Source organism: Archangium sp. (assembly GCF_036277355.1).
Lineage (GTDB): Bacteria > Myxococcota > Myxococcia > Myxococcales > Myxococcaceae > Archangium.
On record NZ_DASUNC010000162.1, the window covers coordinates 15,266 to 29,184 of the forward strand.

Annotated in this window: 13 protein-coding genes; 4 read left to right on the forward strand and 9 right to left on the reverse strand. The window is 69.5% G+C overall.

The features are described from left to right. The first annotated feature begins 312 nt into the window (after positions 1-312). A complete protein-coding gene (locus tag VFZ09_RS39960; RefSeq protein ID WP_329733038.1) occupies positions 313-1,929 on the forward strand; it encodes an NADP-dependent glyceraldehyde-3-phosphate dehydrogenase in 1,617 nt (538 codons plus the stop codon). A 15-nt stretch (positions 1,930-1,944) separates the two neighbouring features. On the opposite strand, the gene VFZ09_RS39965 is transcribed toward VFZ09_RS39960, so the two are convergent. Then, positions 1,945-2,241, reverse strand: a complete 297-nt coding sequence (locus VFZ09_RS39965; protein ID WP_329733039.1) for a hypothetical protein — start codon at positions 2,239-2,241, stop codon at positions 1,945-1,947. A 66-nt stretch (positions 2,242-2,307) separates the two neighbouring features. Here VFZ09_RS39965 and VFZ09_RS39970 point away from each other — a divergent pair, with 66 nt between their 5' ends. Next, positions 2,308-2,619 carry a hypothetical protein gene (locus VFZ09_RS39970; RefSeq protein WP_329733040.1) on the forward strand — a complete coding sequence of 104 codons (312 nt, stop codon included), beginning with the start codon at positions 2,308-2,310 and terminating at the stop codon, positions 2,617-2,619. Continuing rightward, the gene (locus VFZ09_RS39975) at positions 2,616-3,014 is read left to right on the forward strand and encodes a hypothetical protein (RefSeq protein ID WP_329733041.1); all 399 of its coding nucleotides are present in this window, start codon (positions 2,616-2,618) and stop codon (positions 3,012-3,014) included. The genes VFZ09_RS39970 and VFZ09_RS39975 overlap by 4 nt, the downstream gene beginning before the upstream one ends. Before the next feature lie 14 nt (positions 3,015-3,028). On the opposite strand, the gene VFZ09_RS39980 is transcribed toward VFZ09_RS39975, so the two are convergent. From VFZ09_RS39980 to VFZ09_RS40000, 5 genes are read right to left on the reverse strand one after another with little or no spacing between them, the layout of a single operon-like run. After that, positions 3,029-4,642: an AMP-binding protein gene (locus VFZ09_RS39980; RefSeq protein WP_329733042.1), complete on the reverse strand. Its 1,614-nt coding sequence runs from the start codon at positions 4,640-4,642 to the stop codon at positions 3,029-3,031. Beyond that, on the reverse strand, positions 4,639-6,651 hold the full coding sequence (locus tag VFZ09_RS39985) for an acetyl-CoA carboxylase biotin carboxylase subunit (RefSeq protein WP_329733043.1): 2,013 nt from the start codon (positions 6,649-6,651) through the stop codon (positions 4,639-4,641). Before VFZ09_RS39985 ends, VFZ09_RS39980 begins: the two co-directional genes overlap by 4 nt. 11 nt (positions 6,652-6,662) lie before the next feature. Continuing rightward, positions 6,663-8,279, reverse strand: coding sequence for an acyl-CoA carboxylase subunit beta (locus VFZ09_RS39990; RefSeq protein WP_329733044.1), 1,617 nt, complete (start codon positions 8,277-8,279; stop codon positions 6,663-6,665). A gap of 1 nt (position 8,280) precedes the next feature. Further along, positions 8,281-8,727 (reverse strand): acyl-CoA dehydrogenase family protein, encoded by a 447-nt coding sequence (locus VFZ09_RS39995; protein ID WP_329733045.1) that lies wholly within the window; start codon positions 8,725-8,727, stop codon positions 8,281-8,283. Positions 8,728-8,761: 34 nt separating this feature from the next. Beyond that, positions 8,762-10,456: an acyclic terpene utilization AtuA family protein gene (locus VFZ09_RS40000; protein ID WP_329733046.1), complete on the reverse strand. Its 1,695-nt coding sequence runs from the start codon at positions 10,454-10,456 to the stop codon at positions 8,762-8,764. A gap of 97 nt (positions 10,457-10,553) precedes the next feature. Here VFZ09_RS40000 and VFZ09_RS40005 point away from each other — a divergent pair, with 97 nt between their 5' ends. Beyond that, positions 10,554-11,186, forward strand: coding sequence for a TetR/AcrR family transcriptional regulator (locus tag VFZ09_RS40005; protein WP_329733047.1), 633 nt, complete (start codon positions 10,554-10,556; stop codon positions 11,184-11,186). Here VFZ09_RS40005 and VFZ09_RS40010 read toward each other — a convergent pair whose 3' ends face one another. The 3 genes from VFZ09_RS40010 to VFZ09_RS40020 all read right to left on the reverse strand — a co-directional run. Then, on the reverse strand, positions 11,187-12,542 hold the full coding sequence (locus VFZ09_RS40010) for a glycoside hydrolase family 16 protein (protein ID WP_329733048.1): 1,356 nt from the start codon (positions 12,540-12,542) through the stop codon (positions 11,187-11,189). It lies immediately after the preceding gene. Positions 12,543-12,844: 302 nt separating this feature from the next. After that, a complete protein-coding gene (locus VFZ09_RS40015) occupies positions 12,845-13,630 on the reverse strand; it encodes a serine protease (protein WP_329733049.1) in 786 nt (261 codons plus the stop codon). Positions 13,631-13,633: 3 nt separating this feature from the next. After that, positions 13,634-13,919: M57 family metalloprotease (locus tag VFZ09_RS40020; RefSeq protein ID WP_329733050.1), on the reverse strand; the 286-nt coding region annotated here is incomplete at its 5' end.

Genomic DNA, 13,919 nt, shown 5'->3' on the forward strand with positions numbered 1-13,919 from the left:
CTAAGGGATTCCCCTGAGTCTTCCAAAGCCATCCATCTCCCTCCCTCTCAAGGCATTGCTGGATCCACCCCATCCGTCGCACTTCTTGAGAAAGCGAGGGCGGCGCTCGTCGAGGCATCAGTCGCGCGGGAACCATCGCGTCTGGCTCGACCAGCGGCGCACCTCGTCGAGGTACTCGCGCGGCAAGGCGTGCCCAGGATTCAATGGGGCCGAGCGGCGTCCAGGACCAATCCCTTGAGAGGCGGAAAGTCCACGAGTTCACGAGCGTGGACGAAGCCCGGGGCGTAGATAGTGGCGCGGAAAGGACACTCCATGACCTCCCTTGATGACCTCTTCCCCTCGGACGAACAGATTCCCGCTGGCGTGCGGCTCCCCGGGTACCTCGAGCAACGCGAGTACCTCGTTGGCGGCACGCTGTGCGTCTGGGACGGCGAGCTCAACCCGGTGCGCAGCCCCGTCTACGTGAAGACGCCCCAGGGCCTGGAGCCCAAGGTGATGGGCGCCACGCCCCTGCTCACCTCCCGGGAGTCGCTCGAGGCGCTCGAGGCGGCGGTGAAGGCGTACGACAACGGCCGCGGCGCCTGGCCGACGATGCGCGTGGCCGAGCGCATCGAGCACGTCGAGCGCTTCCTGGTGGCGATGCGCGCGCAGCGCACCGCGGTGGTGAACCTGCTGATGTGGGAGATCGGCAAGACCCAGGCGGATTCCGAGAAGGAGTTCGACCGCACGGTGGACCTCATCGTCGAGACGATCCGCGCGCTCAAGGAGTTGGACCGCACCTCGTCCCGCTTCGTGCAGGAGCAGGGCATCATGGCGCAGATCCGCCGGGCGCCCATCGGCGTGGCGCTGTGCATGGGCCCGTACAACTACCCGCTCAACGAGACCTTCAGCACGCTCTTCCCCGCGCTGCTCATGGGCAACGCGGTCGTCTTCAAGCCGGCGAAGTTCGGCGTGCTGCTCATCCGCCCGCTGCTGGAGGCGTTCCGCGACAGCTTCCCGCCGGGTGTCATCAACATCATCTACGGCAAGGGCCGGGAGACGGTCGGCGCGCTGATGGAGAGCGGCAAGGTGGACGTCTTCGCCTTCATCGGCACCAACCGGGGCGCCAGCGAGCTCAAGCGGATGCACCCGCGGCCGCACCGTCTCAAGTCCGTGCTCGGCCTGGATGCGAAGAATCCGGCCATCATCCTCGAGGACGCGGACCTCGAGAACACCGTGAAGGAGTGCATCACGGGCACGCTGTCCTTCAACGGGCAGCGGTGCACGGCGCTCAAGCTGCTCATGGTGCACCGGCGCATCGTGGAGCCGTTCCTGGAGCGCTTCACCGCCGCGGTGGACCGCTTGAAGCCGGGCATGCCCTGGGACCCGGGCGTGGCGATCACCCCGCTGCCCGAGCCTGGCAAGACGGACTCCCTGCGGGGACTCGTCGACGACGCCGTGGCCAAGGGGGCCCGCGTCGTCAATCCGCTCGGGGGGCGGACGCACCAGTCGTTCTACTCTCCCGCGGTGGTGTACCCGGTGACGGGCGAGATGCGCCTGGCCCACGAGGAGCAGTTCGGCCCGGTCATTCCGGTGATGGTGTTCGACGACGACGAGGAGGTGGTGCGCTTCGTGGCCAACTCCAACTTCGGCCAGCAGTTGAGCCTCTTCGGCCGGGACTCGGCGCGCATCGGGCGGTTCATCGACGCGTTCGCCAACCAGGTGGGCCGCATCAACCTCAACTGCCAGTGCCAGCGCGGGCCGGACACGTTCCCCTTCAATGGCCGCAAGGACTCCGCCGAGGGCACGCTGTCGGTGGCGGATGCGCTGCGGGTGTTCTCGATTCGCACCCTCGTCGCGGCGAAGACGACCCCCGATAACACCTCGCTGGTGCAATCCATCCTCACCCGCCGGGAATCGGACTTCCTCACCACCGACTTCCTCTTCTGACCCCTCGTCTTCCTGTTATCCGGCTGGCGCCGGGGGCACGCCAATGCACGGCGGCACCCCGGCGTCGCCGGTGCCGAAGAGCTCCACGAAGGCCCGGCCATCGTGCGCGGGCAGGATGAGCAGCTCCGGATCCCGCGCGTGGAGCTGCACCAGCTTCGCCACCTCCGCCTGGGTGCGCGCGGAGTCTTCGTCGGTGAGCTGCCGCATCAGCCAGGACTTCCCCACGTTCCGCTCGATGGACTCCCTCATGTTGATGAGGTCCCCCACGTGCACGAAGCGCTGGGTGGGAGACACGTTCACGAACGTCGCCACGCTGCCCGGGGGCCACGCGGCGGCACCGAGGGGAGCTTCGAGCGCAAGACGAAGCTCCGCCGCAACGTGGTGCTCTTCACCCCGCACTACCTCGTGGCGCCCTGGGTGCTGGCGAGCACCGGCCTCATCGTCGCGCTGCCGGAGCGGGTGGCACGGCGCTTCGCCGAGGCCTTCCCGCTCACCGTGGTGCCGGTGGAGCGCCCCCACGAGCCGCTGCGCGTGCAGCAGCTCTGGCATCCGCATCGGCAACAGGAGCCCGCGCACCGCTGGCTGCGGGAACAGGTCCTCGCCGCCGCGCGCGCGTCCCCCGTGTCTACAGCTCCTTCGATGGACGAGGCTTGTACAGGGACACCGTCTGCCGCATCTTCCCCTCCATGAGCGACAGGCAGGTCTTCCAGGACGAGTACTTCACCGTGCTCGTCGATGAGCGGATGGGAATCGTCCGCACCGTTCGCAGTGACAAGCCGTTCGACTCAATCGCGGAGCTCGAGGGCGTCTTCGGGCGGCTTGGCACGGCGTTGGATGCGCTGGGCCGCTCGCGCTATGGGCTCCTCGCCGATCTGCGGTCCGTCCCTGGCCGGAACGACCCCGAGTTCGAAACCACCATGGAGCGTCTCCGCCCCCTGTGGGTCGGTGGCTTCCGGAAGGTCGGCGTGCTCGTGCGCAGCAGCGTGGGCGTGATGCAGATCCAGCGACATGCCCGGCGCGACGGCTTCCAGCGGCTGATCTCCAGGGACGAGGACGAGCTGCTGAACTACCTTACCCAGGACTGACGGGATCTTCCGGCCTACGCCGCCCCGCTCGCCTCCCCATAGTGCCGCTCGTACTGTTTCCGGAGCACGAACTTCTGCGCCTTGCCGGTGGACGTCAGCGGCATGGCCGGGAGCAGCACGATGGACTTCGGCACCTCGAACCCACCGAGGTGCTGGCGGCAGTGGGTGAGGATGTCCGCCTCGGCCGCGGAGGCGCCGGGCTTGAGCACGACGAAGCCGGTGACCGCCTCGGACCAGCGTGGGTGCGGCAGGCCCACGACCGCGACCTGCAGGACCGCGGGGTGACGCAGGAGGACCTCCTCGACCTTGATGGACGGGACGTTCTCGCCGCCGGTCTTGATCATGTCCTTCTTGCGGTCCACGAACAGGAGCTGGCCGTCGGCGTCGAACATGCCGAGGTCCCCAGTGTGGTGCCAGCCGAACGCGCGCGCCCGCGCGGTCGCCTCCGGGTCCTTGTAGTAGCCGAGCATCACGTTCGGCCCGCGATGGACGATCTCTCCCACCTCGCCGCGCCCGAGCAGCCGGCCCTCGTCGTCCATGATGGCCGTCTCGTTCGTCACGACCGAGTCGCCCCAGTATGAACCGAACCGCTTGAGCTGCTGCTCCGGCTTGAACATGGTCGTCGCCGGGTACATCTCCGTCTGCCCCGACGCGAGCGCGAAGCCTCCCGGGCAGAACTTCTCGATGAGCTCCACGAGCAGCGTGCGCGCCATGGGCGCCATGACGTAGAGGCACAGGCGCAGGCTGGACAGCTTCGTCGTGGGACGCGCCGGGTGCGCGAGCATCGCGCCGTACATGATGGGCAGGCCCAGCAGCATCGTGATGCTCCGCTGCTCGACGGTCGCGAGCATCGCGCCCGGCTCGAAGACGCGCCGTACGACGACAGTGGCGCCAGCGAGCAGGAACGTCATCGAGACGGCGTGCTGCGCGCAGTGGAACATCGGGAGCACGCAGAGGGTCGAGTCGCTCGGCCGGAGCTCGAGCTCGAACAGGTTTCCGCTGAGCGCCGCGTGCACCGACGCGTGCGAGTGCATGACCCCCTTCTGCTGGCCGGTGGTGCCGCTCGTGTACATGATCTGCGCGAGCTGGCCGCTCTCGATGTCCACGTCCGGGAGGGTGCCGTGCTGCCCCTTCAGCGTGTCGAGGAAGGCGGTCGTGTTCCCGCCCGGTGAGGCCTGCCCCTCGGGGACGCAGACGATGAGGCGGGTGCCGAGCGCGTCGAGCATCGCCCGCAACTCCGGCTTCGCGAGGAACTCGGCGTCGATGACGGCGTGGGTCGCCTCGGCATGCTCGAGGATGTAGCGGATGGCATCCACGGCGAGGCCGGTGTTGATGGGCACCCAGACGAGGCCCGCCTTGTAGATGCCGATGGACGCGGTGACCATCTGCGCGGAGTTGCCGCAGATCATGGCGACGCGCGCGCCCCGGGGAAGGCCCTGCGCGAGCAGGTAGTGCGCGAACGCGTTCGAACGCCGGTCGAGCTCCGCGTAGGAGAGCTCGAGCTCCCCGTCGACGAGCGCCGTCTTCTCCGGCCAGCGCAGGGCCGACCGGTGGATGATGTCTCCCAGCGAGAAGCGGCTGATGCGCCCGTACAGCGCTTCCTGGTTCGCTGCCGTTGCTTCACTCATGCTTCCCCCTTTTGCTCGGGCGAGACGACCGCCACGACGTGGCGTGCCGGTACCTGCGCCCCGACCGTGACGTTCACCGCCGAGACGACGCCGTCGATGGGCGCGACGAGCGACGACTCCATCTTCATCGCCTCGAGCACCACCAGCACGTCGCCCCGCGCCACGGTCGCGCCGACCTCGGTGTTCACGCGGATGATGCGGCCGTCCATCGGCGCGCGCAGACGGCCGTCGCTGGCACGCTCGCGCTCGGAGGGGGGGCGGAAGGAGACGTCGCGGAGGTGGCGCGTGACGCCGTCGAGCGAGCACCACAGGGCTCCCCCCGCGCGCCGGTACCGGACCGCGCGGCGCCTTCCCGCCACTTCGATCTCGGCGTGCTCGGCGGCAATGGAGCGCAGGGAGAGCGCGACACGGGAGTCGCCGACGTGAACCTCGTACCGCGCCGGAGCGACGGGGCGGACCGATGCGCGGAACTCCGAGGCCCCATCATTCAGGACGATCGGCACCGGCAGGGCGCAGGAGCTGCTCCAGCCGGCGAGCGTCGTGTCGAAGCCTCCCCGCCCGGCGAGCGCCATCGCGTCGTCATGGAAGAGCAGGGCGGCCAGGATGGCCTGGTCCTCGGCGGACGCCTGCCCGAGCGCACACAGCGTCTCCGGAGGCGTGTGCGCGGCGACGAAGCCCGTGTCGTACCGGCCGGAGCGGAACGCCTCGTGCGCGAGGACGTGCTGGAGGAAGGTGCCGTTCGTCGTGACGCCGAACGCCGTCAGCTCCCGCAGTGCCGCGGCCAGCCGCTCGCGAGCCGTTTCCCGGTCCGGCCCGTGCGCGATGAGCTTGGCCTGCATGGAGTCATAGAACGGCGTGATGTCCTGGCCCTCGCGCACACCGTGGTCCACGCGGACGCCCTCGCCGGCCGGTGGCACCCACGCGAGGAGCCGTCCCGTCTGGGGGAGGAAGCCGTGGGCCGGGTCCTCCGCGCACAGCCGCACCTCGATGGCATGTCCGCGGAAGGTGACCTCCGGCTGCGTCAGCGGGAGCGGCTCGCCGTCGGCCACACGCAGCTGCCACTCGACCAGGTCGAGCCCCGTCACGAGCTCCGTCACCGGGTGCTCGACCTGCAGGCGCGTGTTCATCTCCATGAAGAAGAAGTTTCCGTTGGGCGCGAGGAGGAACTCGATGGTGCCCGCGCCGCGATAGCCGATGGCGCGGACCGCCTGTACCGCCACGGCCCCCATGCGCTCGCGAAGCACCGGTGTGACGGCGGGGGACGGGCTCTCCTCGACGACCTTCTGGTGCCGCCGCTGGATGGAGCAGTCGCGCTCGCCGAGGTGCACCGCGTTCCCGTGCTCGTCCGCGAAGACCTGCACCTCGACGTGACGCGCGCCTTCGATGGCTCGCTCGAGGATGAGCTCGCCGCTGCCGAAGGCGTTCTCCGCCTCCGAGCGCGCGGAGCGGATGGCGTCGAGCAGCGCACCGGGCTCGCGGACGAGGCGCATGCCGCGCCCACCACCGCCCGCCGCCGCCTTCACCATGAGGGGGAACCCGATGCGCTTGCCCTCGCGGACCAGGGCCTCGTCGTCGAGCGACTCGCCGGGACGGGCCGCCTCGTAGCCGGGGATGCACGGCACGTCGGCGGCCTGCATGCGCAGCTTCGCCTGCCGCTTGTTTCCCATCAGCTCGATGGCGTCCGCCGGAGGCCCGATGAACACCAGGCCGGCCTTCGTGCACGCGCGCGCGAAGTCCTCGTTCTCCGAGAGGAAGCCGTACCCGGGATGGATGGCGTTGGCGCCGGACGCCGCCGCCGCCGCGAGCACCCGCTCGATGGAGAGGTACGACTCCTTGGCGGGCGCCGGCCCCAGACGCACCGCCTCGTCGGCGAGCCGTACGTGAGGCGCGTCCTGGTCCGCGTCCGAGAAGACGGCGACCGTGCGCAGGCCGAGGCGGCGGCAGGTCCGCAGCACCCGCACCGCGATCTCGCCCCGGTTCGCCACCAGCACCTTGTGAATGCGCTTCATGGTTCCCCTCCCTACAACCGGGCGACGCCGAAGGTGTTGGGTGAGAGCGTGCGGCGCTCGGCCTCGTCGCATGTGGCCAGGATGAACCCGAGCACCCGCCGTGTATCCCGCGGGTCGATGACGCCGTCGTCGAACAGCCGCGCGCTGCAGTGGAAGGCATCCGACTCGCGGTCGAACTGCTCGATGAGCGGCTGCGACATCCAGGCCAGCGCCGCCTCGTCAACGGGCTGTCCGGCGCGCCGGGCCTTCTCGGCGGAGACGATGGACAGCACCTTCGCCGCCTGCTCGCCGCCCATCACCGCCGTGCGCGCGTTCGGCCAGGCGAAGATGAAGCGCGGATGGAAAGCGCGGCCACACATGCCGTAGTTGCCCGCGCCGAAGGAGCCTCCGAGCAGGATCGTCACCTGGGGCACGGTCGCGTTGGCCACGGCCTGCAGCATCTTCGCGCCGTGCTTCACGATGCCGCCCTGCTCCGACTGGGTGCCCACCATGTAGCCCGTCGTGTTCTGCAGGTAGACGATGGGCGTACGCGCCTGGGAGCAGAGCTGGATGAACTGCCCCGCCTTCGTCGCGCCCCTGGGCGTGATGGGCCCGTTGTTGCCGATGATGCCAATCGACCGGCCCTCGAGGCGCGCCCAGCCGCAGACGGTGAGCGCGTCGTAGTCGTCCTTGAAGGGTGTGAAGTCCGAGCCATCCACGAGCCGGGCGATCACCTCGCGGCAGTCGTAGGGCCGGCGGTAGTCGACGGGCACCACGCCACACAATTCCTCCGCCGCGTAGCGGGGCGGCTCGAAGGCGGAGCGCGAGGACGGCGGCAAGGCATCGTTCCACCCGAGCGACGCGATGATCTCCCGCGCGATGCGGATGCCATCGGCGTCATCCTCGGCGAGATGGTCCGCGGTGCCGGCGAGGGTGGCGTGCATCTCGGCGCCGCCGAGCTCCTCGTCCGTGGCGACCTCGCCCGTGGCCGCGCGCAGCAGGGGAGGGCCGGCGAGGAACACCTTCGCCTTCCCGCGGACCATGACGACGTAGTCGGAGAGCCCCGGAATGTACGCGCCGCCAGCGGTGCTCGAGCCATGGACGACGGTGACCTGGGGGATGCCCGCCGCCGACAGCTTCGCCTGGTTGTAGAAGGTCTCCCCGCCCGGGATGAAGATCTCCTGCTGGTAGAGCAGGTTCGCGCCGCCGCTCTCGACGAGCGACACGACGGGCAGCCGGTTCTCGCGGGCGATCTCCTGCGCGCGCAGTACTTTCTGGGTTCCCCACGGCGTCGCGGTGCCGCCCTTGATGGCGGAGTTGGTCACGTTCACGAGGCAGCGCACGCCCGAGACGAAGCCGATGCCGATGAGGATGTTGCCGCCCGCCAGCGAGCCGTCGGTGTCGTCGTGGTGCTTGTAGCCGCAGAGCGTCGAGAGCTCGAGGAAGGGGGAGCCCCGGTCGAGCAGCAGCGCCAGGCGCTCGCGCGGCAGGAGCTGTCCGCGCTGCTGGAACTTCTCGCGGGCCTGCTGCTCGGTGTCACGCGACTTCTGCTCGATGGCGCGCAGCTCGGCGACGCGGGCGAGCATCTCCTTGCGCTGCGTGGTGAAGACAGAGGAGTCCTTTTCGATGCGGGAGACGAGCGTGGGCACGTCACTTCTCCTTCGGCTTGCGGGGCAGGGTGCCCATTGCCTTGCTGATGATTCCGAGCATCACCTCGTCGGCTCCGCCGCCGATGGAGCCGAGGCGCAGGTCCCGGTAGGCGCGTGCGACGGGGTTGTCCCAGGTGAAGCCCATGCCGCCCCAGTACTGGAGGCACCCATCGGCGAGCTCTCGGGCGAGGCGCCCCGACTTGAGCTTGCACATCGAGGCGAGGAGCTCCTCGGCGAAGGCGACCGAGAACGACGCGTCGAGCCCGAGCCCTCCGAACTCCGCCGGCTTCGTGATGCCGAGCAGCCCGAGCTCACCCAGCTTCCGGAACACCTCTCGCGCCGGGAAGATCTCCGCGGCCTCCCAGGCGTCGATGTGCGGGTTGAGCTCCTGTTCGACGAACTTGCGGACGGTCTGGCGGATGGCGCGGTGTTCCTGGGTCTGCTGCATGGGCTTCCTCGGTGACGCGGGAGCGTGCGAAGGGTCAGAGAAGCTGTTCCGGCACCTCGACGTGGCGCGCACGCAGCCACTCGCCGAGCGCCTTGGCCTGCGGGTCGAAGCGGGTGGACGAAGAGACGCCCTCACCGAGGAGGCCCTCGATGACGAAGTTCAAGGCGCGCAGGTTCGGAAGCACGTGCCGGTGGATCCGGAGCTCGCGCGTCTCCGGCAGCAGCGCGCGCAGCCGCTCCTCCGTGAGGGTGTGCACGAGCCAGCGCCACGCCTCCTCGGTGCGGACCCACACGCCGATGTTCGCGTCCCCGCCCTTGTCCCCACTGCGGGCCAGCGCCACCCGGCCGAGCGGCGCGCTCCGGCCAGGCCCCGGTGGCAGCGGGGCTGGCAGTTCCGGCGCTGGAACCGCTTCGAGCCCGAGCGTCTCCTCCGGCGGCGCCACGTCGATGCGCGTCCCATCCGGGAGCACCGCGACGTGCGGCACCTTCCGGGCATCGACCCAGGCCGGCGTGTAGACGCCGAAGGGCGAGGCGTCGCCGGGCAGCGCGCTCATGAAGAAGCCGGGGTAGCTGGCCAGCGCGAGCTCCACCGCGGCGCTGCTGAAATGGCGTCCGACGATCTTCGAATCGGCATCCTTCACGCTGACGCGCAGTGTCGCCGAGGCCTGCTCCTCGCTCGGTGCGTCGGGGTGGTCGGTGCGCGCGAGGGTGTAGATGACCTCGGCCGGCCGCGGGTCGAGCGCCGCATCGAACTGCGCCCGCACGAGCGCGGCCTTCTCCTCGATGTCGAGGCCGACGAGCACGAAGCTGGCCTCGTTGCGGAACCCGCCGAGCCGGTTCAGGCACACCTTCACGTCCGGAGGAGGCGGTTCGCCGCGGATGCCCGACAGGCGGACCCGGTCGGTGCCAGCGGCCTCGAGCGAGAGGGTGTCGAAGCGGGCGGTGGCGTCGGGGCCGGCGTAGCGGGGGCTGGCGATCTCGTAGACGAGCTGGGCCTTCACGGTATCGACGGTGACGGCGCCGCCGGTGCCCGGGTGCTTGGTGATGATGCTCGAGCCGTCCGCGAAGATCTCCGCGAGCGGGAAGCCGGGTCGGCGCGCGTCGAGCTCGCCGAAGAACGCGAAGTTGCCACCGGTCGCCTGGGCGCCGCACTCGAGCACGTGGCCGGCGGCCATGGCGCCCGCGAGGCGGTCCCAGTCGTGGCGCTTCCAGCCGAAGTAGGAGGCGGCGGGACCGACGACGAGCGAGGCGTCGGTCACCCGGCCCGTGACGACGATGTCCGCCCCCGCGTCGAGGCACGCCGCGATGCCCCAGCCCCCGAGGTACGCGTTCGCCGTGAGGGGCTGGCCGAAGCCGAGCTCGTCCGCGCGTCCGACGAGGTCATCGCCTTCGACGTGCGCGATGCGGACGGACAGGCCGAGCTTCGTGGCGAGCGCGCGCAGGTCGTTGGCGAGCCCCGCCGGGTTGAGGCCGCCCGCGTTCGCGACGATGCGGACCTTCTTCTCCAGGGCGAGGCCGAGCGTCTCCTCGAGCTGGCGCAGGAACGTCCGGGCGTACCCGCCCGCCGGGTTCTTCAGCCGGTCGCGGCCGAGGATGAGGAGCGTCAGCTCGGCCAGGTAGTCGCCCGTGAGGACGTCGAGCGGACCGCCCTCCAGCATCTCCCGGAACGCGGAGAAGCGGTCGCCGTAGAAGCCAGATGCATTGCCGATGCGCAGCGATCGCGCGTCCATCGCACCTCCCGTGACGGTGAGGGGCGAGTCTGTCCCCCCCATCCGGAAAAAAGCAAGCGTGATTGCTTTTTTTCAGGGGTTGAAACAGGGTAGGGGCATGCGCGGTACGGCGATCGGTGCGACGAGACAGGAGCAGGAGCGCAGCCGTGTGACGCGGCAGAAGCTGATGACGGCCGCCATCGAGGTGCTCGTGGAGCAGGGCTGGGCGGGGGCGACGACGGGCGCCATCGCCGAACGGGCAGGGGTGTCACGGGGCGCCTGTCAGCACCACTTCCCGACCCGGGCGGCCCTCGTCGCGGCCGCGGTCGAGCATGTCTCCCACCAGCAGGTCGAGGAGATCGCTCGGCGCGCGAAGAGCCTGCCGCAGAGCCGGCGGCGCATCGAGCCGCTGCTGAACCTGCTCTATGACATCTACGCCGGCCCGCTCTTCACGGCCGCGACGCATCTGTGGGTGGCCGCCGTGGCCGACCCGGAACTGAAGGCGCTGCTGCTGCCGCTCGAGACGCACGTGGGCCGGGAGGTGCACCGGCTCACCGTCGAGCTGCTCGGCCTCGAGGAGCGTGACAGCGAGGTCCGGGACGCCGTGCGCGCGACCCTGGACCTCCTCCGCGGCCTGGCGCTCGCGAACCTGCTCCACGACGACACCGCGCGGCGCCGCAAGGTGCTCGCCCACTGGGCGCGTACACTCGAGACGCAACTCACACCGCCGCGCGAGACACGGGCGGACTGATTACAAGCGGATCAGCTCCACGTCATCCATGTGGATGTAGTTGCCCGAGTTGCCCACGCTGGCGCGGGTGTGGAAGCCCAGCTCGAGGTAGCCGCCGGAGACATAGATGGCGGGCGTCTCCACCAGCGTCCAGTTCCCGTAGGTGCCCAGGTCCGTGTAGACGGGCGCGCACGAGCCGCACGTCTTCGCCTGGAGCCGCGCGAGGTCGAAGCCGCCTCCCTTGCGCACCCACGCGCGGACCTTGTAGTTGCCCGTCGCGAGCCCGGAGCGGGGCTGGTACGTCCACACCTCGAAGGGCGAGGCGTTGTTCCAGTGCGTCAGGTGGTACGCGCCCGAGTGGCCGCCGTTGTACGTCTCGGAGAAGTCCGCGGCCTCGGTGCCGTTGGGGCTCCAGGTGGTCCAGCCCGTCATCCCCGACTCGAAGCCCGGGTTGGTGAGCGACACGCTCGTGGAGCTACCCGGCTGGTACCAGCGCACCCACTCCACCTCCATCGTCTTCTTCGTGCCCGCGGGCAGCGCGATGCTGGCGGGGCTCGGGTTGCCGTACCAGTTCCCGCCGATCGCCAGGTTCAGGATGAGGTAGTGCGGCTGCTGGAACTCGGTCTCGTTGTGGTAGTAGGTGGCGCCCACGAACTGGCCGTCCAGCCGGAACACCATGCTGCTGGCCGTCCACTCCAGCTCGTAGGTGTGGAAGGAGTCGGCCAGGTTGTAGCCGCCGCTCTGGCCCGTGCCCCAGTCCGCCTGCCCGCCGTTGTACCAGTGCGTGGCGGACTTCATCCACGTGGGCTCATTGGAGTGCCACTCCAGGATGTCGATCTCCCCGCTGCTCGGCCACCCGACGGTGGAGACGTTGCCGCCCAGCGTCCAGAAGGCCGGCCACATGCCGTAGCCCGAGGGAATCTTGATGCTGGCGGCGATCTTCCCGTACCGCCGCTCCACCTTGCCCTTGGTGTGCAGGCGGCCGGAGTAGAACGAGCGCGGGCCATAGCCCGTGCACCGCGAGTCCACCGGGTTGTCGCTGGTGCGCTCCGCGGTGATGACGAGCTTGCCGCCGCCCACCGTGACGTTCTGCGCGCGGGGGTACTCCAGCTCGCCCGTACCGAAGTTGCAGTTGTTGGTGACGGGGTCCCAGTTGCTCGTCAGCACGGTCCAGTTGGCGCCGTTGAGGGCCGTGCCGTCGAACTCGTCCTGCCAGACGAGGTTCCAGCCCGCGCCCGGGTTGTAGGCCAGCTCGGCCTGCTCGTGGTTGCCGAGCTCACCCTGCTCGGCGAGCTCGGAAGGATCCATCGCGCACCCCTGCAGGGCGGCGAGACAGCACGTGGCGAGGAAACGGAACTGCAGCTTGCGAGGATTCATGGGGGCCCTCCTGGGGTCAGACAAGGGAGAAGCGAGGCGTGCACGGATTCCATGTGAAAAATGGAAAACGGGCCATCGCGGACTTTATCCATTGTCCGAAGAATGACAAGAAGGCGAGCGGAGAATTCGAGCGACGCGACGCGGCACCGGGCCGCGGGCGAGCGCGGCTATGGGGTGGGTGCCAACCCGGCGGGGTGCAGGGGCAGTTCCAGCGTGAAGGTGGCTCCGTGTCCTGCTCCGTCGCTGTGGACGGTGAGCGAGCCGCCCATCTCCTGGGCCGCGCTGACAACCTTCTCCGGCGCTCAGCGCTCGGCGATGTCGGCGCTCTCCAGGTACGGAGACGCCTCGACAATGGCCGCCGCGGTCCAGCCCCGGTTCGAGCCGCGGCCCTTCTCGTCACAATCGCCGTCGGTGTGGATGCCCAGCAGGTAGCCCTGACGGGTGAGCACGCCAGCGCCGGAGCTCCCCACCAGGGTGTCCAGGTCCACGTAGTAGAGCTGCTGATCACACGCGTCCAGGTACCTGCCTTCGGCGATGGCCTTGGGCTTGCCCCGGGGATGCTGGATGATCGCCAACCGATCGCTGGCCTGGGTCGTCAGCAGGACCGGCGTCACCGCGGGAAGCACCTCCGGCACGATGAGCGCATAGTCGGGTCCGAGCGATTGCTCGATGACCCTGCCCTTGGTCACCCACTGCTCACCGTCGGGATTGTCCTCGTGGTTGAAGACCAGCACCGACCAGTCTCCGAGCCCGACACAGTGGCCCGCGGTGAGCACCACCGGTCCCGCGCTCGCTTCGATCAACGTTCCGGTGCAGCGCCCGTCGATCAGCACGACCGCGTCTTCCGCGTCCTGGACGTTGGCGAACTCGCCCTGGTAGCTGTTGATGGGGGTGAAATCGGCGGTCGGGCCGCACTGCGAAAGACTGCTTACTGAAAGACTGCTCACCTCCGGCCGCCTGGCATTGCCGCAGACCAGAGGATCCGCGGGCACCGGCTCTCCACAGGCCGTGAGGCCCAGGAGGACGGTGCCCGCGAGGAGCGGACCCCACAGCGTCATCATGGATGGGCTATGGGGCCGCCGTGTCATGTCTCAGTACAGGTAGTTCAGCGCGGTGATGTCGGAGCTGGTCCACTCGCCGGTCTCGGTGGAGCGGAAGCAGGCGTTCATGATGGAGCCGCCCACCACGGCCGTGCTCGGGGTGCCGGGGATGAGCACCGCGCCCACGCCCGCGTCACCCTCGTTGCCGCCGCTGCCGCAGCTGATGGCGCGGTTGTAGTAGTCCGAGTGACGGAAGCCGATCGCGTGGCCGAGCTCGTGGGTGATGACGTGCTCGTTCACGTCCACGCTGTAGGTGTTCAGGCCGGTGCCGATGTTG